The organism is Sediminibacillus sp. JSM 1682029, assembly GCF_041366435.1.
In the GTDB taxonomy this organism is placed as follows: domain Bacteria; phylum Bacillota; class Bacilli; order Bacillales; family Amphibacillaceae; genus Sediminibacillus; species Sediminibacillus terrae.
This window is the reverse complement of sequence record NZ_JBEWYY010000001.1, coordinates 641851-664973: the sequence shown is the minus strand read 5'-3', so window position 1 is coordinate 664973 and position 23123 is coordinate 641851. Positions and strand designations below refer to the sequence as shown.

Sequence of the window (23123 nt, the reverse complement as noted above, 5' to 3'; positions counted from 1 at the left end):
ATCCAAGCATTCGAACTCGTTCGGTTTTTTTAGTGGCCCCGGTATCTCGACTTTCCCTTTAGATTGATGTATGGTGGCAAAAAAGAATAGGCGGTTGTCTGCGTTTTTGCTATACTTTCTTTAGCTGCATCAGTATGAAAAGAAGCAGGAGGAGCTCTATGCAAAATTGGTTCCACATTATTCCCAAAAACACCGGACTCAGCACTTACGTCTGGATTATTTTCTGCATTTTGCCTTTTTATTTTATTTTCCGTTCATCCGGGCTTATGGAAATCATTTCCGGGGTTGTGATGATCCTGGTGTTTTTCCTTTCCTATCGGTTATCGTTTATCAAAAACGGGTGGCCGGTTTATGTTTGGGTGAGCGTGGAGATGCTTATCAGCATTGTGATGACTTTATTTTTTGGATATGTTTATTTCGCTCTTTTTTTAGCCTTTTTTATCGGCAATATCCAGCAAAAAGGTGGGTTCATCACTCTATATATCATCCACTTAACCACTACGATCGCAGCGATTATGTCCGGATTTTTCTTACATTTCGATTTATTTTTTTCGCAGCTCCCTTTTCTTGTCATCAGTTTAGTCGGAGTGATTTTATTACCGTTCAGCATGTACAATCGAATTAAAAGGGAAAAATTGGAGGGGCAGCTGGAGGATGCGAATAAACGAATTTCACAACTGATGGTCATGGAGGAGCGCCAACGAATTGCGCGTGACTTGCATGATACATTGGGACAGAAGTTATCCTTGATTGGCTTGAAAAGTGATTTAGCGGGAAAATTGATCACTTCCAAGCCTGCAGCCGCAAAAAAAGAAGTAAATGACATCCATCAAACAGCGCGGACCGCCTTGAAGGAAGTTAGAGAAATGGTTTCTGGAATGAGGGCGGCCAATTTACAGGAAGAAGTGTCACACATACGCCAATTGTTAAATGCGGCGCATATGGATTTCAATATTGAAATCAGCCCGGATTTAGGCAATATTCCCCTTTTAGTGGAAAATGTATTAAGCATGAGCTTGAAAGAAGCGGTAACCAATGTTGTGAAGCACAGCCAGGCGACATTATGTAAAGTGATGATACAACAGTTGCCAAATGGATGGCACATCATTGTGGAAGACAATGGCCATGGCATGGGAAACGATACTACGTCCTTTGGCGGGCATGGATTAAAAGGAATGAGGGAGAGGCTTGAATTTGTCAACGGCAGTCTGAACGTTGAGTCGACATCTGGCACAACGGTCCATATACGTGTGCCGCATCCTGTGCAGTAATGGAGAAGGGAGGAATGGCTGTGATTCGAATAGTAATTGCCGAAGACCAACAAATGCTGCTCGGTGCTTTAGGGTCGCTGCTGGATTTGGAAGAAGATATGGAAGTGGTAGGGATGGCTAAAAATGGAGAAGAAGCCGTTTCGCTAGTCCGGAAACATCAGCCTGAAATTTGCATTATGGATATCGAAATGCCCGTAAAGAGTGGTTTGGAAGCAGCGGAAGAATTAAAGACCCACCCATGCAAAGTGATTATCTTAACGACCTTTGCCAGACCGGGTTACTTTGAACGGGCACGAAAAGCGGATGTGCATGGTTATTTGTTAAAAGACAGCCCGAGTGAGGAATTGGCGAATTCCATCCGCGTCATTATCGACGGCCGCAAGGTGTATGCGCCGGAATTAATCGATATCGCCTATGCAGAAGCAAATCCACTAACAGATCGGGAAGAACAGGTTATCAAACTGATGGCTGACGGAAAAGATACGAAAGAAATAGCAAATCAGCTGTCTATCACGAACGGAACGGTCCGTAATTATATTTCCGTGATCCTCGAGAAACTGGAAGTCAGCAATCGAATCGAGGCTATTTCCCGTTTTCGGGAAAAGGGTTGGTTCAAATAGTCTTTAATACGGCCATGTTTTTTTCTACATAAGCCCAGTTTTGCGGGAAATCATAGCCTATCCTCCAGTAGGCTGCGCCTGCCAATTGATAGGCTTCCAAAAGCTGATATTTGACCGATATGCTGCGGACGTCTTCAAACCAGACAGTCCGTTCCTGCCCATTGGAAGTGTAAGTATAATAAGGGGACTGGGCTTCCTGATCATACTCAATGACTGTGTAATTATCCAGCGCTTTTTGCTGGGCTGCCAGGGCAGACAAGGCTGTCGCTGTCCCGGTCGTGTCCGCAGCGGAGGTGCCCGGCCAGTCATAGCCAAACAAAGCAATGGCAATTGTAAGTTTGCTTTCAGGAATCAAGCTGGCAGCATAACGGACGATATCTTCAACCCATCCAATAGGCGCAATTGGGTCTGGTGGTCCTTCGGTATATCCGTAATCATAAGTCAGTATGGTTACCAAATCTGCCGCTGTTCCTATCGCCAGGTAGTCAAAGGCACCAGAAAACGGATTATCCGGCATATCTTCTGATTTGGCAAATACATTGATGTGTAGCAGAAGGTTTCCGATAGCTGCTTTCAGCTCCCGGGCAAATGTAGTGAATGCTTCCCGTGAAGAAGGCGGGATGAATTCAAAGTCAAGGCTGACTCCTTTGTAGCCTTTTTCTTCGATTGTTTCGACAATCCTGTTGATTAAATTATTCCTGGCTTCTGGTTGCAGTACATTTTCCGCTAGTTCAGGGCTGAATGTTCCTTCCGCGTAGTTGCTTACGACCATCAATGGATCGATATCACGGCGAATTAATTCTTCAATCAGTTCTTCATCTTCTACTTCAGACAAGCCTCCTTCAGGCAGTGCGGCATATGTGAATACTGCACCATACGTCAAGGAAGAAGACGGTTCCTCTAATATTGCAGGAATGGATGCAGGGTCGAATGCATCGATAAAACCGATCGTTCGAATTGGATAACGAACTGGAGATGGAATTGCCAGTACATTTCCTATTGGTAGATTAGTTGGAGAGATATTTGGATTAGACTGGAGCAGGATTGGAATGGTAGACTGCCATTTCCTTGCTAACTTTGCCAGGCTGTCTCCTTGTTGAATACGGACGTAGCGTACCGGTAAGGCTGCAGGAGCTGGAACGTATAAAGCAAGTCCAGGCATTAACAGGTCACTCGTCAGTCCATTCGTTTCCCTAATGGCTTCAATGGTTGTCTGGTAAGCAAATGCAATAGACCAAAGGGTGTCCCCCGGCCTGACCACATGAATCTCCATATACATCCGTCCTTTCTATTACCACAACACATTTTATGGCGTGAATAGTACCATTTATGCATGATGTATATAGAAGAGCTCGTTTAAAAAAAGAGGCCGGGGGCAAAAGCATGGCCGCCAAACCAAAAACCGAACGAATTATAACTACCAATCAAATTCTTCGGTTTTTAGTTGCGTATTCTTGTAATATCCTGTTGTTTGATGGGTGCTTCGAATCGCTACGGCAAGATACTACGCGTTCCACGGGCACGGCTTCAACTTCCTCAGAAAGCACCAACCGCTTTCTTGCGGGATTTTCAGCTCGTGCTGTTCCCGTTGGAGTCTCCGTATCTTGCCTTCGCTATGTTTTCGTGGCCTGATTTCTACTTTTATCAAGACAAGATGAACAGAACGGTATTCTTCTATTGGCTGATAGGTATCTAAACAGAGAAGAGGACAAAAAAATAAGCACGGAGTTTCCTTTATTCTTTGGAAATGGGACAATAGCATAATAAAGATAAAGAAGTACTCCTGGTCTCCATGCGGCTTCGCTTTCTATCCGTTACGGCATGAGCAAAACGGAAAACACACCAGAAGAAGGTATCTCCATCCAACGGAGGCAAGGTACGTAGACTCCAGCGGGATGAGCGCGAGCTGAAGATCCACTTGGCAAAACGATATTCTTTGCCGAGTTAGCTGAAGCCGTGCCTGCGGAAAGCGAAGTACCTTGCCGGAATGGAAAACTGCACTTTTCATAGCATCGAATGTTTTGCTTTTTGCTCATCAAAAAAACCGAACGAATGATGGATCGTTCGGTTTTCATTTTAGTCACGATGCTTTTGTCCCAGGCTCTTCTATTCTCTTGAAGCAAACTGATGGAAGCCATGAAAGAGTGATGATTGTTCCGAACAGGTACATTTTCCAACCCGAAGTTTTCATAATAAAAACATGGACCGGATTTATTCAATCTCATCGAAGTAAACATCAATCAATTGCTCAGTTTTGGGATTTACCAGGACATAAACACGTACTTCTTTGGTTTCTTCCCCTTCAAGTGTAATAAGAAAGTTAAATTGCTCCCTTTCATCAGAAATAAAAACTTTTCCCTGATAGGCATAATCAGTTGCATTATAATCTGGATACTGTGCTTTAGCATCTTCTAAGGCAATATTTCCCCACTGGGCGTATTCGGGTTGGGCGAGTGCAATCATAGGGAACGTTAGGAAAATGACAGCAAATGCAAGGGAAACGTTTACGGCTTGTTTTTGCAACATGGTTTTTCAACTCCAATCATCTTTTGCTTTATTTTTCGCTTCATCTGTCAAGTTATTCATTTTCCCCGCTCGTTATCCAGATTACTTGAATAAATGATGCAAGAGCCGGTCTTTATCCTCAAAAAACTGTTTCATGATTGTATAATGGCTGGTGTCCTCCAAACCAATCTCTTCCATTCCCGATTCGCTTAATTGAAGGATTTTCGCCCCGGGATAGGCCATCAATATCGGAGAATGCGTGGAAATGATAAATTGTGAACCCTGTTCGATTAACTCATGAATACGAGCGAGCATGGACATCTGTCGTAATGGTGACAGCGCAGCCTCCGGCTCATCTAGAATATACAAGCCGTTTCCGCGGAAACGGTGAAGGAATGCTGCAAAAAAGGACTCGCCATGAGACTGCTTATGCAGGGAACGACCGCCAAATCCATCAATGACTTTTCCTCCTCCCGGTCCTTTGTCCATTTCTTCAATATTGCTCGCAACATTATAGAACGTTTCTGCACGGAAGAAAAAACTGTCAGTTGGCCGCTTTACTCCTTTTACCAATCGGATATAGCGATCAAGTTCAGAATGGGAATCATAGCTGGAAAAGTTGAAATGAAGGGTGCCACCTTCAGGATTAAATCCATATGCTATTGCTACAGCTTCCAATAAGGTTGATTTACCCATACCGTTTTCTCCTACCAAGAAGGTGATCGCTGGATGAAAACCGACTTCTTCCAGGGAACGGACAGCAGGTAAATGAAAAGGAAATCTATTGGTGGCGGGAATCCTTTCGCCATTCCATGTAACAGATTTAATAAACTGGGTCGAATTGGTTAATTTCATTGTCACCGACTCCTTTATTTCCTGTTTTCTATTGTACATTTTTCTGCCAATTTCGTAATCAAAAAGTTGCTTTTTGTTTTGCACTAAGCGTGTTATGATGAGGAGGCAACTAAATAATAAGAGGTTCTAGCTACACCCTCTATAAAAAACTAAGGAATGACTATACTTTCTTAGGTATAGTTTTTTTTATGTTCGTTTTTTGCTTACCTGAAAGGGCGGGGATGCCTGCATTTCCGTATTCCTTGACAGGGAACGATTCAACTCAATGTGTAGATAGGATTCTCGTTTCAATTCGGAAAGGGGAATTTTTTTATGGGAAAAAACAAAGCGGTAGTTGTGTTCAGCGGTGGTCAGGACAGTACCACATGTTTATTTTGGGCAAGGGAAAGGTTTGATGAGGTAGAAACGGTGACGTTTGACTACAATCAACGACATCACGAAGAAATCGAGATTGCCAGAGATATTGCTTCTGATCTTGGTATCAAGCATACGGTTCTGGACATGGCTTTATTGAATCAGCTTGCCCCTAATGCGCTGACAAGAGCAGAGATCGATGTGACAGAAGCAGAAGAGGGTGGACTGCCGTCAACATTTGTACCCGGTCGTAACCTGTTGTTCTTGTCGTTTGCTGCGATCATGGCTAAACAAGTTGGCGCTAAGCATGTTGTGACAGGGGTATGCGAAACGGACTTCAGCGGCTATCCAGACTGCAGGGATGTGTTCGTCAAATCACTTAATGTCACCCTTAATTTGTCGATGGATGACCAGTTTGTCATACACACCCCCTTGATGTGGCTGGACAAAGCAGAAACGTGGGAGCTTGCCGATAAGCTTGGCGCGTTTGAGTATATCCGGAAAAACACCTTGACCTGTTACCACGGCATACGGGCGGATGGCTGCGGAGAATGCCCGGCCTGCAAGCTGCGCCGTGCCGGGTTGGATTCTTACATAGCGAAGCGGGAAGGGGCACTGGAGTAATGGAGGGTTTCGGTTTCACCATCGTAGAGAAGTTGGAGAAGCTTGGTGAAGATATAAAAAAAGAACAGTTGAAGTACCACCGGAAACGGGTGCTGGTAAGCAAGGAGTTCACTTTCGATGCTGCTCACCATTTACATTGCTATGAGGGAAAGTGTAAAAATCTGCACGGTCATACTTATCGAGTCATTTTCGGTATCAGCGGCTATACCGATGATATCGGGCTCGTCCTCGATTTTGGAGATATAAAAAACATATGGAAAGAAAAAATAGAAGTTTATTTGGACCATCGGTATTTAAATGAGATGCTGCCGGCAATGAATACGACAGCAGAGAATATGGTGGTCTGGATTTACCGGCAAATGGAAGCAGGTTTGACCAGGCATGAAAACGTAAGTCTTCGGCTCGAGTATGTTAAATTGTATGAAACTCCCACAAGCTTTGCCGAAGCGCGAAGGGAGTGGATGGATAGTGAATAAGTTCCCTGTTTTGGAGATTTTCGGTCCTACCATCCAAGGGGAGGGAATGGTGGTCGGCAGAAAAACGATGTTTGTTAGAACAGCAGGATGTGATTACGGTTGTTCCTGGTGTGATTCAGCTTTTACATGGGACGGAAGCGCCAAGGATGATATCAGGTTAATGACGGCTGGCGACATTATCGAAGAACTGAAGGCAACTGGCGGCAGCAGGTTTGACCATGTGACGATTTCTGGAGGAAACCCGGCATTGTTGCAGCATCTTGGAGAACTGATTGATATGCTGCATGGCAAAGAGGTGGAAGTTGCTCTGGAAACACAGGGCAGTCGCTGGCAGGATTGGTTTATCGATATAGATGATTTGACCATCTCTCCTAAACCGCCCAGTTCCGGGATGAAAACGAACTGGCAAACGCTCGACAACATTTTGAGCAAGCTGGCTGACAATGGGAGGTCTCCCCATGCCAGTTTGAAAGTGGTTGTTTTTGATGAGGCGGATTTGCATTATGCTTCAAAAGTACATCAACGGTACCCACAAACAGTCTTCTATCTGCAAGTCGGCAACGACGACTTAGCGGAAACAGATCCTTCATGCCTGACGAGTAAACTGCTGGAAAAGTATGAGTGGTTGATCGACCGGGTCATGCAATCAGAAACACTTAACCGGGTTCGTGTACTTCCGCAGGTGCATGCCCTTGTGTGGGGAAACAAGCGCGGCGTATAAAATGTTCATAACTTGCAAGAACCGCTTTAGTATACCTCTCATGAAGCGGTTCTTGTTTTTTTTAATGCAATAAGTTATCTTTACTGTCAATAAAGAGTGTTCCATCCTGTTGCACCTCGGCATAAAAGACATCTTCGACAGAATCGACGCCGGCCTGCTGAAGCTGCTGCTCCAGCCATTTGTTGTCCAAATTCAGCTTAGACAGATTATTGGAAAGAATTCTTCCGTCTGAAACAACTTCAGTGGCCATGGGATAAGTGGTTTGTTGACTGCCAACGTTCATATCTTTTTTGTTAACGGATTGTTTATCTTGTTTTTTCATGACAGAAAGTTTTCCGTTTGTTTCAAAGATGGCATAGTCGACATCCTTTAAAGAAAAGACATTTTTCTGTCTTAGCATCGCTTTTAATGAATCCAGGTCCAGTCTGCTTTGTTGCATGGCATCTTCGATGATTTTTCCCTCTTTGACGACAGTGATCGGACTGCCGGTTACTACTTTTCTGGCTTTTTTTGACTTGATATCGATCATATCCATCACCAGCGTATAGGCCGTCCAGCCTACTAAAGCTATAACGCCGTTCCGAACGCTGAAGTTTTGATTAGCGACAAGATTCGCCGTTATGGAACCGACTGCGATGGCCGAAACAAAATTGAAGAAGGTCATCTGGCTGATTTCTTTTCTGCCCATCACTCTAGTCATGACAAACAGAACCAAAAAGCCGATGGAAATCCGAAGTATTAGTTCCATTGTATCCATACCCAACCATCCTTTTTCTTTTCAAATTTCTGTTCTTAGTTATTTGCCTCATGCAAAAAAACTATTCTATGGCTCGCCAAATTTAAGAGGTTTGATATATTCCTTAAAAGCTTAAAAGGAAGAAAAAAGGATTTTTAGTCGTTAAATCGAATAATTACAGTAGAGTGTAGGGGAGAGGTGGTCCAACATGTTAATCAAACCAAAAAGACTAAAGCCCGGTGACCGGGTAGCTACGATAAGCCCTTCTTGGGGAGGGGCAGGAGAACCTGAATTGCGCTGGAGGTATCAGCAGGGAATCGGGCGGCTTGCTGATGTATTCGGTCTGGAAGTGGTGGCAATGCCGCACAGTCTGAAAGGGGCAGCGTATCTTTATGAGCATCCCGAAGCCCGTGCGGAAGACATCATGGCCGCTTTTCGGGATTCTTCCATTAAAGCGGTTATTGCGAATATCGGCGGGGATGACAGTATCAGGCTGCTGCCTTACATAGATTTTGAAGTGATTCGTCAAAATCCGAAAATTTTGCTGGGATATTCCGATGTGACCATTGCGCATTTGTTTTGTCACAAAGCTGGTGTGTCATCTTTTTACGGACCGGCAATTATGACGGATTTCGCTGAAAACATGGAAATGGACACTTACACAGTGGAGCATATCAGACGTACCCTTTTTGATACCGAGCCAATCGGTGAAATTAAACCGGCAAAGCAGTGGACCAGTGAACGCCTGGAATGGACAGAAGAAAATAAACACAAACGAAGAAACCTGCGTCCTGACAAAGGTTATGAACTTTTACAGGGAAAAGGGTGCGTTCAAGGACGGCTAATCGGCGGCTGTATAGATGTTTTGGAATTCGCAAAACAGACCCCTCTGTGGCCGGACAAAGAATATTGGGAAGACAGCATATTGTTTTTTGAAACATCGGAAGACAAACCGGAGCCTGAATTTATAAAGTATTGGCTGCGCAATTATGCTGCGCAGGGAATTCTGGATGTGGCAAACGGGATTGTATTCGGAAAACCGATGGACGAGACCTATTATGAGGAATATAAATCAGTCATCAGGCAAGTGATGGAGGAGTACAATCATACCGATTTACCTATTCTATATAACTTGAATTTCGGACATACTGAACCGAAGTTCGTCCTCCCCTATGGTGCCAGGGCGGAGATTGATTGTGAAAACTTGGCTTTTTCTATCTTGGAAAGTGGCGTGAAAGAGTAAAGGAGGGAACAGAGAATGAATCGTTTGAATTTGGTAACGCTTGGAGTCAAAGATATGGTGGAATCCTTGCACTTCTATCGTGAAGGTCTTGGTTTCGAGGTCCTTGTCTATGGGGAGGAATCGAACCCGGAAGTCATTTTCTTCAATAATCGCGGCACGAAAATATCGCTTTTTCCTCTGGAACAGCTGGCTGCGGACATCAATGAACAAGAGCCGCCAGCATTGAAATCAGGAGGATCTGCAATCAGCCTGGCGTACAATGGAAAATCAAAACAAGAAGTCGATGAGGTCTTCGCTATGGCAGCTAGAGCTGGAGCCACCATCGTCAAACAACCGCAAACAGTGTTCTGGGGTGGTTATAGCGGTTATTTTCAGGATCCTAATGGATTCTATTGGGAAGTTGCCTATGGGGAAAACTGGGAATTTGATGAACAAGACATGCTGATAATGAAATAAGGGGAGTAATCAGTGAAAATAGAGAGAACATATAATCAGTCTGATAAAGAATACATCCGGGAAAAATTAATTGAACATAATATGAGCCAGCTGCCCGATCATTTGAAAACACCGAAGGAGAATATTTGCTTTCTGGTTTCATCAGATAATGGTGATATCATCGGAGGCATCACCGGGACGATGTATTGGCAACACCTGCATATAGATTTTCTTTGGGTGGATGAATACCATCGTTCCAAAGGGTATGGGGCGCAGTTACTGAAACAGGTAGAAAAACTTGCAGTGGAGAAACGATGTCGTTTGATTTTCCTCGATACGTTTAGCTTCCAGGCGCCGGAATTTTATCAAAAACAGGGGTATCGGGTATTCGGGGTGCTGGAAGACCATCCACAAGGATTCAACCAATACTTTTTGCAAAAAAGACTTTGAAAGTTGGAAGGCTGATTATCGGCCTTCTTTTTTCGACTTAAGGAAAGTTTCCGTTTCTACTGACAAAAACAGCTTGAAGGAAAGACATAATGCTGTAGGACAGCATACTTCCAGGGGGAACCTAACCCTGTTGGGAGATGAAGATATATATAGTTTATTTTCGTCAAGCGGGGGTCTGTATGAAGAAAAATATTGTTTTGCTCGACATTATCATTTATGCCTTATTTCCTTTATTTATTTGGCATTTTGTCCGTGATTTCATTGGTGATTATTATGCCATGCTGCTTTCCTCTGTTCCGGGGATTGTGTATAGTGTATATCGCTTTTACGAGTTGAAACGAATCAACTTTTTCGGTGTCTTTATTTTGGTTACACTGATGATCGAGACGCTGATCGATATCCTGGCAGGCTCTTCCCTGCAGTTACTTTGGAACAAAGTCTTTTATACTGCAGCGATGGGATTGTTTTTTCTCGGGTCCATCATAATCAAAAGACCGATCACCCTTTATTTTGGATTAGATTTTGCCGAACTGCAGGGATATGATCGAAGGTTTAGTAAATGTCTTTACTATCAGAAACGGCTGTTTCGGATTTTTCAGCTGATTACTTTCGTTTTTGCATTGAGGAGTGGTGTCCTCGCTGCAGTGAAGACCATGTTGATTATGGAGTACGGGGTGGAGGCATTCGAGAAAGGAATCATCCTTCGTCAGGCATTCAGCTGGCTGATGACCGGATTTACCATCGTGGGTTTTTTCTATATCGGAAAAGTTATCTATACATCGCCAGATTTAATCAAGAAAGCGGAACAGGAAATAGAGGAGAAGAGAGCACGTTCTGTTTGAGGAAGCTGCATACATTGACACGAAAAACAAGCGCATGTTACATTTATCTTGAATTAAAGATATTATGAAGAAAATACCAATATGATTGAGACATTAGCCGCCGGGAATAGCTAAGACCGTCTGAGGCGGTTCGTGAACTAAATATATGGAGGAATTGAGATGAACCAGTTGAAAGGAATTCATCACGTAACAGCCATTACAAGCAGTGCGGAGAAGAACTATGAATTTTTCACTTATGTGCTTGGAATGCGGTTGGTTAAAAAAACAGTCAATCAGGATGATATCCAAACTTATCATTTGTTTTTTGCGGATGATACAGGAAACCCGGGTACAGATATGACGTTTTTCGACTTTCCAGGGATACCGAAAGGCGAGCATGGAACCAATGAAATCTTCAAAACATCCTTTCGTGTTCCGACTGACGCTGCTCTGGACTATTGGGTGGCACGATTTGATCGTCTGGAAGTAAAACATACAGGCATCAAAGAGCAGTTCGGCAAGAAAACATTGTCGTTCGTCGACTTTGACGACCAGCATTACCAACTGATTTCTGATGAACAAAATGAAGGGGTGGCATCGGGCACCCCTTGGCAGCAAGGTCCGATTCCATTGGAATATGCCATCACAGGACTGGGTCCGATATTTGTTCGGATTGCGAATTTCGAGTATTTTAAAGAAATGATGGAAAAAGTTTTGGTCTTTAACGAAATCGATCAGGAAGGATCCTTCCATTTATTTGAAGTGGGTGAAGGAGGGAATGGCGCACAAGTCATAGTGGAACACAACAAAGTGCTACCCCAAGCGCGACAAGGATTTGGCACCGTCCATCATGCCGCTTTCCGTATCGAGGATCGGAATGAGTTAGAAGAGTGGGATCAATGGTATCGAAGATTTGGTTTCCAAACCTCTGGGTATGTTGACCGTTTCTTCTTTAAATCCTTATACACAAGGGTGGCACCACAGATTCTGTTTGAGCTTGCAACCGATGGTCCAGGTTTCATGGGGGATGAACCATATGAAACACTGGGGGAAAAGCTTTCCCTGCCGCCGTTTCTCGAATCGAAACGAGCCCAAATCGAAAATGCGGTTCGGCCGATCGATACGGTCAGAAGTACGAAAAGTATTGAAAAAGAATACGAATAGCGAAACAACAGACACTTGTATGGAGTTTTTTCCAATGCTAGTGTCTGTTGTTTTATTGGTAATTCCATTAACCTTCCCTCTGTCAATTTCAGCAAGTCTGCCCAAATTCCTTATAACTGTGAATGAAAAACGGGTGGAGTTTTTGAATTGAGCATGTTTTTCTTGAATTCTGCAAGGGTTTGATAAAATGACGATGGGTGCATACAAGCGACAGGAGGTGCCAGGATGGAATTACGCCAATTGCATTACTTTTTAGAGGTGGCAAAACAACAAAGCATCACTAAAGCGGCGGAATCTCTCCATATTTCACAACCGGCATTGAGTAAAATGATCAAGGGACTCGAGGATGAATTGGGGATGACGTTGATCGTCCGATCCAATAAAACGAGTGAACTGACGGATGCCGGTATGGTGGTAAGAGAATATGCGAGGAAGATTGAAGGACAATTGGATGACATGACAACCATATTGAATGACTTGACGCAATTGGAGCGTGGTGCCATACATATCGGACTGCCTCCGATCATTGGCAGCTTGTTTTTCCCGAATGTGTTATCTGCCTTTCATAAAAAATACCCGAACATTAAAATCACCATCACGGAGTATGGCGGTGCCAAGGTTGTAAAAAGTGTCGATGAGGGCGAACTCGATTTGGCGGTCGCTGTTTTGCCGGTAGATGACGAAATATTTAACATCTATCCGATTGTGGAGGAAAAAATGAATGTTGTCGTGCCGGAGGAGCATCGTTTTGCCAATCGGAAATCGATTGACTTATTGGAACTGAAGGAAGAAGAGTTTATTTTTTATCATGAAGATTTTGCACTGCACGATATTATTCTGGAAAAGTTCATTCAGGCTGGTTATCATCCGGATATTTTGTTTAAAAGCTCCCAATGGGATTTGATGGCGGAAATGGTCGCCGCCAATCTCGGGATAACGATTTTGCCTGATTCGATCTGTAACAAAGTGAGAAACAGCGGATTACATATTTTGGAGGTGAACCCAAAGATACCTTGGAATCTCGCCGTCATCACCAAGAAAGATAAGTATATTTCTTACGCAGGCAGGACTTTCATTGATTTTATCCAACAAATGCATGATCGTGTATAACTAAAAGTTATGCGTTATATAATTTATATGTATTTTACGAATGAAGGCAACGGTAGTAAGATGAGATTAATCGAATTTTAAAGCTTAGGTAAAGGAGTTGGGAGGGATAGGCTTTGAAAATCATTACGATTCTTTTCCAAATTGTCTTCATTCACTTGTTTCTGTTTTTGGGAGCTGGTGTCAAAGCACTTATTCCGATTCCGATACCAGCTTCGATGATCGGACTTCTGCTGTTGTTTTTGGCCCTCTGCCTGAAGATGGTTAAACTGGAATGGGTCGAGCAGGGCGGAAATTGGCTGATAGCTGAATTGTTATTGTTCTTCGTACCGTCTGCGGTCGGAATTGTTAATTATGATGAAATGCTTAGCTGGCAAGGCTTCAGCACCGTGTTGATCATCGGGATAAGTACTTTTATTGTCATGGGCACTACCGCCTTTATTGCAGATAAAATCATGATCCGGAAAGAGCGTGATACCCAATGAGTATCATCTTTTTTATTTTTGTAACCAGTTTGTTATATATGTTGGCGAAGGCAGGATATAAACGCATCCCGCTGCCAATTTTTCACCCATTGCTGTTGAGCCCGATTTTGATTATTGTTTTAATCAGTTTGCTGCATGTGTCTGCCGATCAATATTTAGACAGCGCAAGTCTGCTCACACATATGCTGGGACCGGCAACCGTTGCATTTGCTATTCCCATTTACAAGCATTTACCAGTATTGAAAAAATATATCGGTACAATCGTGACCAGCATTACCATCGGTACGCTCGTTGCAATATTTTCTTCTTTCTTGCTTTCCTTGCTTATGCACTTGAACAATCAATTTCTGGTCAGTGTACTGCCAAGGTCGATTACCACGCCAATTGCCATCGAGGTTTCAAAAGATATTGGCGGTATTCCTACCTTGACAACCGTTTTTGTCATTCTCACCGGTATTATCGGCGGGATTATCGGACCAGCTGTGATCAAGCGCTTTTCGATAAAATCGACGATAGCTAAAGGCCTGGCGTTAGGTACGAGTGCGCACGGCGTCGGAACCAATAAAGCAATGGAATATGGCGAGCAAGCTGCAACGTTTTCGACATTGGCGATGATTTTCGCCGCCAGTTTAACTGTATTATGGGGGAAATTTTTGATACCCATGCTTGTTTCATTTATCGGCTGACCTGAATGCAGGTCAGCTTTTTTTGAAAACCTAAAGCGGCAAAAGCAGCTTGCTTTTTTGAAATTTTAGAGGGATTTTATTGCTTCCCATGGAATTACAAGGGAATGGAGGCGATGAAATTGACAGAAGAGCTATTGGAAAAAAACAGGTCCGGTTGGAATGCCGTGGCACACCATTTTAACGGACAGGATGCGTTGCCGGGATATGGACCATACGCACAGTCCGAGGAAGAATTACAGTTATTCGGGGAGATAGCCGGCAAAAAGGTACTGGATATTGGTTTTGGGAGTGGTCATTCACTAAAATATATGGCAGAAAAAGGTGCAGCAGAGTTATGGGGTGTTGATTTTTCAGAAGAACAAAAAGAGCTTGCGGAAATTACCCTGCAGGATCATCTGACTCACTTGTTCTGTGCACCTATGGAAACGGATATCGGTCTGCCCAAAGCATATTTTGACTACGTTTATTCGATTTATGCAATCGGCTGGACGACAGATCTACCCGCAACCTTTCAATTGATTTATTCGTATCTGAAAGGAGGAGGCTCCTTTATATTCAGTTGGGACCACCCTTTATATCCCCATATGAAAAGTGAGGATGGACGTTTTTATTTGGACGCCTCTTATCAGGAGGAAGGCATGCTGCAATTCGATAATTTCAAAGGGGAAAAGAAACCCATGGCATTTCAGCGACGGAAGATGAGCACGTACCTCAACACCTTGATCACTGCTGGATTTACTATCGAACGCGTGATAGAAAGCGATGTTCCAGCCGATCTGAAAGATGTAAAAGCAGAGCAGTCTGACGGTTATTATTCCTTGTATAAGGCACAACGGTTTCCTGCTGCGATGATAATAAAAGCCGTGAAAAAATAATTACATAAACGGAGTTGGGTTGAAGCAGGCAGACCATTGGGCGGGACTGCCTGCTTTGTATTTTTCCTGGAGAGATATAATTCCTCAACAAGATTCTATGAACTTCCTTGTAAAGCATTTTCAGAAGAAAAAAGTTTGACAAGGACAGCTATTATGTAATACTATATACCAGTAGTAAGTAACGCTTATTACCGGTGATACAGAATACTGAATAATGCAAATGGGTGATGAAGGTGGAAAAAATAACAGAATTGCTGAAAGGGGTGCTCGAGGGTTGTGTGCTTGAAATCATCAGCCGTGGAGAAACATACGGTTATGAAATCACACAACAGCTGCGGGAACTTGGCTTTACTGATGTAGTTGAAGGTACAGTATATACCATTACCATACGGCTTGAAAAAAACAATCTGGTGGATATAGAGAAAAAACAATCCACTGTGGGACCGCCGAGAAAATTTTATACACTGAATGCAGCGGGCCATGAACGCCTTGAAAATTTTTGGGAAAGATGGGAATTTATTTCGGGCAAAATGAATGAGCTCAAAACGAAAGAAATCAAAAGGAGAAGGTAAAATGAATTTTTTTGAAAAAATTTATGGGAATCTGGAAGAAAAGCGGGAATGGAAGGCGATGGAGGCTCGAGCAAAGGCACTTCCAAATGAGTATCATCAAGCATACAAAGCTATTCAAAAATATATGTGGACCTCTGGTGGTCTCACCGATTGGAAGGAAACTAGCCGAATTTTTCACGGCATTCTCGACCTTTTCGAGGAAGGGGCTGCGGATGGCAAGAAAGTAACCGACCTCACGGGAGAAGACGTGGCTGCTTTTTGTGATGAACTAGTGAAGGATTCGAAAACCTGGCAGGACAAATATCGTACGAAGTTAAATGAGACAATCGGGCGCAATGAAAGGTGAAATGAGATTGATTCTCGCTGCCATTTCACATAGCCAGTCTGAAAATAACATTCGCTTTCGCTCCGCATAAATCATTTGTCGGTGAACTGGTGGTACGCGCTAAAGACATCGGCTAAGCACCATGAAAATTTCAATTACAGTATGCAAAATTGAAAACGAAGTTCATTAGATCATTCTGACTGAATAGCTGGTAACAAAAGTTCTGTTGCCAACTTCCCTATTCAGTTTCATTTTTAAATTAGTAGTAAGTGTTACTGAATACCATTGACACTAAGTAGAATGAATTATCTAGAACCGAGCTCTGCAAGGCCCTTCACTGATCGAACGTTCTTTGTCTAAGGAGAACAATCCTCTAGATTATCAGGCAGAATGCCCTAAACTCAGGATTTCGGAAGCGGCTTACAGGCACTTTTTATAAGGAGGAAAACTAAAATGAACAATACAGCCATTACGGTAAAAGGATTAAAAAAATCCTTTAAAGACAAGCAAGTATTAAAGGGAGTCGAATTTGAGGTGAAACGTGGTGAAATTTTCGCTCTGCTAGGTTCAAACGGAGCCGGCAAGACGACGGCGATCAACATTCTCTCGACACTGATGAAGCCAGATGGAGGCAAAGTAAGCATTTGCGGTTTTGATGTTCAGCGGGAACCGGACAATGTTCGCCAAGCCATCAGCCTGACAGGACAATTTGCTGCTTTAGATGGCATGCAAACAGGACGGGAAAATATGATAATGATTGCCAGATTGCGGGGAGTATCTAATCCCGCTCAAGTCACCGACAATCTGCTTGCGAAATTCAACCTGACCGAGGCTGCCAACCAACGCGCAGACAAATATTCTGGTGGAATGAAGCGCAGGCTTGACATCGCCATGAGTTTGATCGGAACTCCGGCAGTCATTTTTCTCGACGAACCGACCACGGGGCTCGACCCCGAAGCACGGATGGAAGTCTGGGATAAAGTCAAAGAGCTTGCCGACAATGGCACGACCATATTGCTGACAACCCAGTATCTGGAGGAAGCCGAACAACTGGCAGACCGTCTCGCCATCCTTCATGGCGGTAAAATCATCACAACCGGAACTCTTAACGAACTAAAAGAGATGTTCCCGCCAGTGAAAGTGGAATACATCGAGAAGCAGCCGACATTAGAGGAAATTTTCCTTACGATCATTGGCAAAAAGGAGGAGAAGTAAATGAAAAGGAAAACAGGGGTCTTAATGGCACGATTAATGCGAAATATCATGCGCAGCCCGGATACCATCATTACGGTTGCCATTACACCGATTATGCTGCTGCTTCTTTTTGTCTATGTATTTGGTGGAGCTATTGAGACAGGAACGGATAACTATGTCAATTATTTATTGCCGGGAATCTTGCTGATCACTATCGCATCCGGGGTTGCGTACACTTCCTTACGGCTATTTACGGATGTGAAAAGCGGACTGATGGCACGTTTCATCACTATGCCTATCAAGCGTTCGTCGGTACTGTGGGCTCACGTTTTGACTTCGCTTGTTTCCAATGCACTTACGTTAGTAATGGTTTTCCTGGTCGCGTTCATAATGGGGTTCCGTTCAAATGCTGATATGGTGGATTGGATAGCGATAGTTGGTATACTCGGACTGTTTACATTGGCACTGACTTGGCTTGCAATCATTCCCGGATTGACTGCACAATCTATGGAAGGCGCGACAGCATATTCCTACCCGTTGATTTTCCTGCCGTTCATCAGTTCGGCTTTCGTTCCCACCGATACCATGCCCAAGGCAGTTCGTGTGTTCGCTGAAAACCAGCCCGTCACTTCCATTGTGAATTCCATTCGTGCCCTCATGTATGAAGGTACTGTCGGAAATGGTATCTGGACTGCGCTTGCCTGGTGCGTTGGAATCATTGTCCTCGCTTATTTGATAGCCAGTAAAGTATTTCAGCGCCAGTTAGGGTGAGTGTTTTCTAATATGAGTAAGTACAGTAACATTGATAGAAAAAGTAATGATTCCAAATGTAGTCCCATTACGGAGGAAAAATGCGAAATAGCAAAAGAATTAGTGTGATTGAGACAAAAGCATAGTGACGAAAAAAAGGAAGCCGTTCAACCCTTCCATAACAAAAAGACGATGAAAACGTAGCGAAGGCAAGATACAGAGGTTCCAAAAGTACCGGCACGAGCTGAAAATCCCGCAGGAAAGCATCTTTTGCCTTCTGAGGAAGTGGGAGCCGTCCGCATGGAATTCGTAGTATCTTGCCGTTTCGATACGAAGCACCCATCAAACAACAGGCAATTTCATCACTGTAACGTAAAGTGATTGAAAAGTATTTCCCTGTGATGGTAGCTTTCTCGACGGGATTGCAACTATTTTAATCAAACCGGTCTAGACTTTTAACTTCTTAATTGTTTAAACTGCTGACTCCATAAATCGGCTTTGGCCATTGCGTAGGAATCGAATTTTATTTCATCTGGCTTGTTTGCCTGGCCGATGATATAATCGGAAAACTCCATACCGACGTAATCAAAAATCGCTTTGAATTGTTGAATCAAGGGAAGCGCTGAAATTTTAGGATCAGGTGAATTACCTGTTATGATGACATACGCTTTTTTCTGTTTTACCAATTCTTTAAAACGGAAACGGGGATCGCGCATGTACTGGCTCCAGCGGTCAAAAAAGATTTTCATTTGTCCGGACATACCAAACCAGTATAATGGCGTGGCAAAGACAATGATGTCGTGCTCCAGAAATTCCTTGAGCATCCTTTCATAGTCGTCCTCGACAGCTGTAAAGCCTTCCTCCGTATGACGCTCGTCAATAATAGGATCCATTTGATAATCAAGCAGATGCATGGACGTATGGTCAACACCATCCAACGCCTCTTCGACCAGGAAATCACTATTCCCACCTTTTCGTGAACTGCCATGCAAAGTCAAGATACTCATGATCAACTCTCCTTTTCATCTGAAAGTAATGTGTATTGTTTTCCCAACTGATAAGCTTTTCCAAGCAGCATATCCACATGGATTTGCGACGGGTTGATGGTTCGATAAAACAACACGAAGTGAGAATGTTCGATGCCGCAGTAATCGGCAAGTCCTATATTGAAATAACGACGCATCATGGAATCGTACTTCCTTTTACTGAATCGTTCAGGAGGAGCACCAGCAAGAGTGAGCCATAGAACGCGATCGTGCGGAAGTTTATTCCCTCCGTACGCAAAACCATAATTCCAAACGCGGTCGATATACCCTTTCATCAAAGCCGGCATGTTCCACCACCATAAAGGGAAAATAAACGCCAAGCCATCATATTGTTTCAGGCGTTCCATTTCTGCTGCTGTTTGATGGGAGAAGTGTTGGATGGAATTGTTCCAGTCAGGCTCATCTTTTTCTTCCACTAATGGCTTGAAACCGCTACGGTATAAATCGAGCATATCTGCCTCATGTCCTGCGTCTTTTAGGCCTTCCATGAATTTCTCTGCAGTTGCAAAGGTTAAAGAATTTGTCCGTGGATGTGTGACAAATGTCAACACCTTCATGAATGATCACTCCTTCCGTTGAAATGTTCCTCAGAACCAGTCTATAATAGAGTGTAAGTTCAGTAAAATTGAAGTTTTAGATTGTTCTGATCAATAAAAACGATAATGGGGAGGGATTGGATTGGAATTGCGTCACCTCGTGACTTTTGAAACCATCGTGGAAAAAGGAGGATTCAAAAAAGCAGCGGATGATTTGGGGTATGCTCAATCCTCGATCACCGCCCATATCAAATCATTAGAAGAAGAACTCGGGTATCCTTTATTTGATCGGATGGGAAAGACGATCACCCTTACCGAGACCGGCAGGCGATTTTTGCCATATGCCGCTGACATCATCAAGTTGTACGCCAAAGCCAAACGAATCATTCAGGAAGGCGACCAACCAGCAGGGCCCTTATCCATCGGAGCAAGTGAATCACTGATGATTTATTGGCTGCCAAGTAAAATCCGGCGATTCATGGAGCAGTATCCCCTGGTGGAGTTGACGCTCAAATCAATCGATTACGAAAATCTTTCCGGCCAATTAAAAAAAGGGGACATCGATGCGGCGATTCTGGTCGATACACCTGATTGGCAGCCCAAGGATTTAACGGTTGAGAAAGTCAAAGAGGATCGCCTTATCCTTGTTGGACCTGCAAAACAGTCTGCCCCGCGTATAGCCGAAACCATGCTGGTGACGGAGTATACATGCAGCTGGAGGCCATTGATCGAGGACTATCTGAAAAATGAGGGGGGATATGCAAGAATAGAACTGCCGAGTATCGAAGCAATCAAACAAGGTGTGTTGAGTGGATTGGGAAAAGCCATGTTGCCTTCTTTTACAGTGAAGGATGCAGTGGCGAACGGTGATCTGGCAACAGTCCCGATAAGCACCGGAAATGAAATCGGGATTTATACCGCTGTTCACAAAGACAAGTGGCGTTCTCGCAATTTACAGGCATTCCTGTCATTGCTGTCAGACTAATTAGACAACAGAAGGAGAAGATTCTTGTAAACTTCTTTCTTCATAAAATGCTTCATATGTTACGATAGAAAAGATTATTATTTGAACAACCGAAAGGAAGTTACATAAATGAACGCTAATTTAATCGCTGATAAAATGACACCGTCCAATGATCCGTGGGAGGCGTACTTGGATGTAGAGGAACATGGTGAAATGGTGCTATCCAATGTGGAATTTACAACCACTACATTATGCAACATGCGCTGCAATCATTGTGCCGTGGGTTATGCCTTGCGAGATCGCGATCCGGAAGCACTTCCGATGGACTTGATTTTTCGCCGTTTGGATGAAATTCCACATTTACGGGCGATCAGCATAACCGGGGGAGAGCCGATGATGTCCAAGAAGTCGGTAAGGAATTATGTTCTGCCCTTGCTTCAATATGCCAACGCCCGCGGTGTGAAAACACAAATTAATTCGAATTTGACTTTACCTTACGGACGCTACGAGGAAATCACCCCTTATTTGGATGTTCTCCATATTTCCCATAACTGGGGGACGGAGGAAGAATTCGCGGAAACCGGGTTTGCTCGGATGGAACGAAAGCCGTCGATGGAAAATCGTAAGAAGTACTTTGCGCGGATGGTGGAAAATGCCCAGCGCCTTTCGAAAGAGGGCGTCATGGTTTCCGCCGAAACTATGCTGAACGGCAGGACTTTTCCCTATCTGGAGAGAATCCATGATCATGTACAGGAAATGGGCTGCACACGGCACGAGATACATCCTATGTATCCTGTCGATTTTGCTGAAAAACTGGAAACATTGAGTTTGGAACAAATAAGAACGGCTATTCGCCGACTGCTTGCACACCGGAATGAAGACATTTGGATGCTGTTTGGAACACTTCCGTTCTATCCATGCAGTTCTTCACCCGAAGAGTTGGAATTGCAACAGCAGCTATATGCAGCCAGGAACGTCTCAGTGCGGAACGATCCGGATGGGCGTTCAAGACTCAACGTCAGTATTTTCACCGGTGAAGTGACGGTGACGGACTTTGGCGATGAACCGCCCCTTGGAAATATTCAAACGGTACCGTTACAAGAGTCTTACCAGCGGTGGATGGAGACGAAAACAGCTAAATCACTGAATTGTCATTGTCCGGCAGTGAAGTGCCTAGGTCCGAATGTGTTGGTGAAAAATACATACTATCCAACAACCGATTTTCAACAAAAGCAAGCAAACATTAGCAGGTGAATCAAAGAGCAGGAGCAAACGTTCCTGCTCTTCGATTTAACGATTTACAAAAAACAGAGGAAAAAAGGTGGCCGAGGCATGGATGCAGAACGATTTACTAATAGATTAAGGCAGATTAAAGAAAACAAAGAACACCAACTCGAAGTAGAAGAACTGGATCTGCTGACAAATGAGATGCTTTCCCGCATCGGAGTCACCGATCCGGTTCTACGTGATGAGCTTATTTATCCTGTTTTCAGTCGGCTGATTCTGAACGGTGACTATTCTAACGGGAAGCTGACCGTCATTTTAGCAAAATGTATCGATGAGCAGCATCTGTTTTATCAAATCGGCGGGAGAAAAGACGACTCGGTGTTTACCAGATCGTTTTCTTCCCTGATCATCGCGGCTCTATTACATAAAAACTTGCACACTGGTTTTCTGGATGCAAAGCAACTGTTGACAGTAAAAGAAGCTTTGCTGAGGTATTTGAAGGAAGAAAAGGACATCAGAGGCCTGGTGGAAGATAAAGGATGGGCTCATAGTATTGCCCATGCGGCTGACGCCATCGATGAACTGGTCCAACAGCCTGGCCTCGAGTCCTGCTATCAAGAGATATTTGAAGCTGTTATTCGGGTGATGGGCACTTCGATTGAAAGTTATGGTTTTGAAGAGGACGAGCGGATGGCTATTCCAGTCACGTCCATGCTTGATCGAGGATTTTGCGAAGAAGCTGTACTCCGGGAAATCTCCTTTGTTACAGAGGAGCTAGAGGCCAGCTTTCATGTTGGGAGTCAGCAGCAATTTATCCGGAGGGAAAATATAAAGCAATTTTTAAGAAGTTTATATTTTCGCCTCATCTATAAACAAAAACATCCGAGGTTACAAGAAAACATCAGGAATGCGATTTTTCGAATAAGCCTGCCTTACTATAGTTGATGTTCAGTTCATTGAGTTTTTTAGGACCAGTAGCAAGCAAGGACAGTAGCGCAGCACTCAGGTCCTCTACAAAGAGAAACCATGGGAAATATCAGCAAGATCAGAAAAATCATTACCAATCACTCATAGAATAATA

At 43.7% G+C, this 23123-nt stretch carries 28 protein-coding genes and 1 riboswitch; of the genes, 21 read left to right on the top strand and 7 right to left on the bottom strand.

Annotated features, from left to right (window positions below; genetic code table 11):
- Positions 1–158: 158 nt before the first annotated feature.
- Together ABVF09_RS03370 and ABVF09_RS03365 are read left to right on the top strand one after the other, a co-directional pair.
- Positions 159–1271 carry a sensor histidine kinase gene (locus ABVF09_RS03370; RefSeq protein WP_026771648.1) on the top strand — a complete coding sequence of 371 codons (1113 nt, stop codon included), beginning with the start codon at positions 159–161 and terminating at the stop codon, positions 1269–1271.
- 20 nt (positions 1272–1291) lie between these two features.
- Positions 1292–1891, top strand: a complete 600-nt coding sequence (locus ABVF09_RS03365; RefSeq protein ID WP_026571673.1) for a response regulator — start codon at positions 1292–1294, stop codon at positions 1889–1891.
- On the opposite strand, the gene ABVF09_RS03360 is transcribed toward ABVF09_RS03365, so the two are convergent.
- From ABVF09_RS03360 to ABVF09_RS03345, 4 genes are all read right to left on the bottom strand, one after another.
- Positions 1884–3164, bottom strand: coding sequence for a glycosyl hydrolase family 18 protein (locus ABVF09_RS03360; protein ID WP_026771647.1), 1281 nt, complete (start codon positions 3162–3164; stop codon positions 1884–1886). The genes ABVF09_RS03365 and ABVF09_RS03360 overlap by 8 nt on opposite strands.
- A 541-nt stretch (positions 3165–3705) precedes the next feature.
- Complete coding sequence (locus ABVF09_RS03355; protein WP_371068619.1) at positions 3706–4116, bottom strand: hypothetical protein; 411 nt, start codon at positions 4114–4116, stop codon at positions 3706–3708.
- Positions 4103–4417: a DUF3889 domain-containing protein gene (locus ABVF09_RS03350; RefSeq protein ID WP_026571676.1), complete on the bottom strand. Its 315-nt coding sequence runs from the start codon at positions 4415–4417 to the stop codon at positions 4103–4105. The genes ABVF09_RS03355 and ABVF09_RS03350 overlap by 14 nt, the downstream gene beginning before the upstream one ends.
- Before the next feature lie 81 nt (positions 4418–4498).
- Positions 4499–5251: an AAA family ATPase gene (locus ABVF09_RS03345; RefSeq protein WP_371068618.1), complete on the bottom strand. Its 753-nt coding sequence runs from the start codon at positions 5249–5251 to the stop codon at positions 4499–4501.
- Between the two features lie 114 nt (positions 5252–5365).
- A riboswitch (PreQ1 riboswitch) is annotated at positions 5366–5410 on the top strand.
- A gap of 153 nt (positions 5411–5563) precedes the next feature.
- Between ABVF09_RS03345 and queC the strand changes: the two genes are divergently transcribed.
- Genes queC through queE form a run of 3 tightly spaced genes read left to right on the top strand, consistent with a single transcriptional unit; the run spans position 5564 to position 7426 of the window.
- Positions 5564–6229: a 7-cyano-7-deazaguanine synthase QueC gene (gene queC / locus ABVF09_RS03340; RefSeq protein WP_026571678.1), complete on the top strand. Its 666-nt coding sequence runs from the start codon at positions 5564–5566 to the stop codon at positions 6227–6229.
- The gene (gene queD, locus ABVF09_RS03335; protein WP_153462135.1) at positions 6229–6705 is read left to right on the top strand and encodes a 6-carboxytetrahydropterin synthase QueD; all 477 of its coding nucleotides are present in this window, start codon (positions 6229–6231) and stop codon (positions 6703–6705) included. Before queC ends, queD begins: the two co-directional genes overlap by 1 nt.
- Positions 6695–7426, top strand: coding sequence for a 7-carboxy-7-deazaguanine synthase QueE (gene queE, locus ABVF09_RS03330; protein WP_153462400.1), 732 nt, complete (start codon positions 6695–6697; stop codon positions 7424–7426). The genes queD and queE overlap by 11 nt, the downstream gene beginning before the upstream one ends.
- A 61-nt stretch (positions 7427–7487) precedes the next feature.
- Here the strand turns inward: queE and ABVF09_RS03325 are convergent, their stop codons facing one another.
- Positions 7488–8183 (bottom strand): YetF domain-containing protein, encoded by a 696-nt coding sequence (locus ABVF09_RS03325; protein WP_026571681.1) that lies wholly within the window; start codon positions 8181–8183, stop codon positions 7488–7490.
- A gap of 187 nt (positions 8184–8370) precedes the next feature.
- Between ABVF09_RS03325 and ABVF09_RS03320 the strand changes: the two genes are divergently transcribed.
- From ABVF09_RS03320 to ABVF09_RS03260, 13 genes are all read left to right on the top strand, one after another.
- Positions 8371–9405, top strand: coding sequence for a S66 family peptidase (locus tag ABVF09_RS03320; protein ID WP_371068617.1), 1035 nt, complete (start codon positions 8371–8373; stop codon positions 9403–9405).
- Positions 9406–9420: 15 nt separating this feature from the next.
- Entirely contained in the window at positions 9421–9861 is a 441-nt protein-coding gene (locus tag ABVF09_RS03315; protein ID WP_153462132.1) for a VOC family protein, read from the top strand.
- 12 nt (positions 9862–9873) lie between these two features.
- The gene (locus ABVF09_RS03310) at positions 9874–10290 is read left to right on the top strand and encodes a GNAT family N-acetyltransferase (RefSeq protein WP_371068616.1); all 417 of its coding nucleotides are present in this window, start codon (positions 9874–9876) and stop codon (positions 10288–10290) included.
- Between the two features lie 179 nt (positions 10291–10469).
- The gene (locus tag ABVF09_RS03305; protein ID WP_371068615.1) at positions 10470–11132 is read left to right on the top strand and encodes a VC0807 family protein; all 663 of its coding nucleotides are present in this window, start codon (positions 10470–10472) and stop codon (positions 11130–11132) included.
- Between the two features lie 159 nt (positions 11133–11291).
- Positions 11292–12275 (top strand): ring-cleaving dioxygenase, encoded by a 984-nt coding sequence (locus ABVF09_RS03300; protein WP_026571686.1) that lies wholly within the window; start codon positions 11292–11294, stop codon positions 12273–12275.
- A 225-nt stretch (positions 12276–12500) separates the two neighbouring features.
- A complete protein-coding gene (locus ABVF09_RS03295) occupies positions 12501–13385 on the top strand; it encodes a LysR family transcriptional regulator (protein WP_371068614.1) in 885 nt (294 codons plus the stop codon).
- 113 nt (positions 13386–13498) lie between these two features.
- Positions 13499–13867, top strand: a complete 369-nt coding sequence (locus ABVF09_RS03290) for a CidA/LrgA family protein (RefSeq protein WP_026571688.1) — start codon at positions 13499–13501, stop codon at positions 13865–13867.
- Positions 13864–14553: an LrgB family protein gene (locus ABVF09_RS03285; RefSeq protein ID WP_026571689.1), complete on the top strand. Its 690-nt coding sequence runs from the start codon at positions 13864–13866 to the stop codon at positions 14551–14553. Before ABVF09_RS03290 ends, ABVF09_RS03285 begins: the two co-directional genes overlap by 4 nt.
- A gap of 113 nt (positions 14554–14666) precedes the next feature.
- A complete protein-coding gene (locus ABVF09_RS03280; protein WP_371068613.1) occupies positions 14667–15428 on the top strand; it encodes a class I SAM-dependent methyltransferase in 762 nt (253 codons plus the stop codon).
- Positions 15429–15661: 233 nt separating this feature from the next.
- Positions 15662–16000: a PadR family transcriptional regulator gene (locus ABVF09_RS03275; protein WP_371068612.1), complete on the top strand. Its 339-nt coding sequence runs from the start codon at positions 15662–15664 to the stop codon at positions 15998–16000.
- A 1-nt stretch (position 16001) separates the two neighbouring features.
- On the top strand, positions 16002–16346 hold the full coding sequence (locus ABVF09_RS03270; protein WP_371068611.1) for a DUF1048 domain-containing protein: 345 nt from the start codon (positions 16002–16004) through the stop codon (positions 16344–16346).
- A gap of 432 nt (positions 16347–16778) precedes the next feature.
- Entirely contained in the window at positions 16779–17540 is a 762-nt protein-coding gene (locus ABVF09_RS03265) for an ABC transporter ATP-binding protein (protein ID WP_026771636.1), read from the top strand.
- Positions 17541–18290: an ABC transporter permease gene (locus ABVF09_RS03260; RefSeq protein ID WP_371068610.1), complete on the top strand. Its 750-nt coding sequence runs from the start codon at positions 17541–17543 to the stop codon at positions 18288–18290. It begins immediately after the preceding gene.
- Positions 18291–18724: 434 nt separating this feature from the next.
- On the opposite strand, the gene ABVF09_RS03255 is transcribed toward ABVF09_RS03260, so the two are convergent.
- Both ABVF09_RS03255 and ABVF09_RS03250 read right to left on the bottom strand, forming a co-directional pair.
- Positions 18725–19270 (bottom strand): flavodoxin family protein, encoded by a 546-nt coding sequence (locus ABVF09_RS03255; RefSeq protein WP_200865439.1) that lies wholly within the window; start codon positions 19268–19270, stop codon positions 18725–18727.
- An 8-nt stretch (positions 19271–19278) separates the two neighbouring features.
- A complete protein-coding gene (locus ABVF09_RS03250; RefSeq protein WP_026771633.1) occupies positions 19279–19872 on the bottom strand; it encodes an NAD(P)H oxidoreductase in 594 nt (197 codons plus the stop codon).
- A gap of 121 nt (positions 19873–19993) precedes the next feature.
- On the opposite strand from ABVF09_RS03250, the gene ABVF09_RS03245 reads away from it, so the two are divergent.
- From ABVF09_RS03245 to ABVF09_RS03235, 3 genes are all read left to right on the top strand, one after another.
- Positions 19994–20836, top strand: a complete 843-nt coding sequence (locus tag ABVF09_RS03245; RefSeq protein ID WP_153462126.1) for a LysR family transcriptional regulator — start codon at positions 19994–19996, stop codon at positions 20834–20836.
- Between the two features lie 108 nt (positions 20837–20944).
- Entirely contained in the window at positions 20945–22069 is a 1125-nt protein-coding gene (yfkAB, locus tag ABVF09_RS03240; RefSeq protein ID WP_153462124.1) for a radical SAM/CxCxxxxC motif protein YfkAB, read from the top strand.
- Positions 22070–22147: 78 nt separating this feature from the next.
- Positions 22148–22987: a DUF2785 domain-containing protein gene (locus ABVF09_RS03235; RefSeq protein ID WP_371068609.1), complete on the top strand. Its 840-nt coding sequence runs from the start codon at positions 22148–22150 to the stop codon at positions 22985–22987.
- The last annotated feature ends 136 nt before the right edge of the window (positions 22988–23123 follow it).

Coding starts and splice junctions, on each gene's coding strand:
- ABVF09_RS03235 (WP_371068609.1), top strand. CDS start 22,148: ATGGATGCAGAACGATTTACTAATAGATTAAGGCAGATTAAAGAAAAC.
- ABVF09_RS03370 (WP_026771648.1), top strand. CDS start 159: ATGCAAAATTGGTTCCACATTATTCCCAAAAACACCGGACTCAGCACT.
- yfkAB (WP_153462124.1), top strand. CDS start 20,945: ATGAACGCTAATTTAATCGCTGATAAAATGACACCGTCCAATGATCCG.
- ABVF09_RS03250 (WP_026771633.1), bottom strand. CDS start 19,872: ATGAAGGTGTTGACATTTGTCACACATCCACGGACAAATTCTTTAACC.
- ABVF09_RS03265 (WP_026771636.1), top strand. CDS start 16,779: ATGAACAATACAGCCATTACGGTAAAAGGATTAAAAAAATCCTTTAAA.
- ABVF09_RS03305 (WP_371068615.1), top strand. CDS start 10,470: ATGAAGAAAAATATTGTTTTGCTCGACATTATCATTTATGCCTTATTT.
- ABVF09_RS03280 (WP_371068613.1), top strand. CDS start 14,667: ATGAAATTGACAGAAGAGCTATTGGAAAAAAACAGGTCCGGTTGGAAT.
- ABVF09_RS03295 (WP_371068614.1), top strand. CDS start 12,501: ATGGAATTACGCCAATTGCATTACTTTTTAGAGGTGGCAAAACAACAA.
- ABVF09_RS03360 (WP_026771647.1), bottom strand. CDS start 3,164: ATGGAGATTCATGTGGTCAGGCCGGGGGACACCCTTTGGTCTATTGCA.
- queC (WP_026571678.1), top strand. CDS start 5,564: ATGGGAAAAAACAAAGCGGTAGTTGTGTTCAGCGGTGGTCAGGACAGT.
- ABVF09_RS03285 (WP_026571689.1), top strand. CDS start 13,864: ATGAGTATCATCTTTTTTATTTTTGTAACCAGTTTGTTATATATGTTG.
- ABVF09_RS03345 (WP_371068618.1), bottom strand. CDS start 5,251: ATGAAATTAACCAATTCGACCCAGTTTATTAAATCTGTTACATGGAAT.
- ABVF09_RS03355 (WP_371068619.1), bottom strand. CDS start 4,116: ATGAGATTGAATAAATCCGGTCCATGTTTTTATTATGAAAACTTCGGG.
- ABVF09_RS03350 (WP_026571676.1), bottom strand. CDS start 4,417: ATGTTGCAAAAACAAGCCGTAAACGTTTCCCTTGCATTTGCTGTCATT.
- ABVF09_RS03270 (WP_371068611.1), top strand. CDS start 16,002: ATGAATTTTTTTGAAAAAATTTATGGGAATCTGGAAGAAAAGCGGGAA.
- ABVF09_RS03320 (WP_371068617.1), top strand. CDS start 8,371: ATGTTAATCAAACCAAAAAGACTAAAGCCCGGTGACCGGGTAGCTACG.
- ABVF09_RS03260 (WP_371068610.1), top strand. CDS start 17,541: ATGAAAAGGAAAACAGGGGTCTTAATGGCACGATTAATGCGAAATATC.
- ABVF09_RS03325 (WP_026571681.1), bottom strand. CDS start 8,183: ATGGATACAATGGAACTAATACTTCGGATTTCCATCGGCTTTTTGGTT.
- ABVF09_RS03315 (WP_153462132.1), top strand. CDS start 9,421: ATGAATCGTTTGAATTTGGTAACGCTTGGAGTCAAAGATATGGTGGAA.
- queD (WP_153462135.1), top strand. CDS start 6,229: ATGGAGGGTTTCGGTTTCACCATCGTAGAGAAGTTGGAGAAGCTTGGT.
- ABVF09_RS03300 (WP_026571686.1), top strand. CDS start 11,292: ATGAACCAGTTGAAAGGAATTCATCACGTAACAGCCATTACAAGCAGT.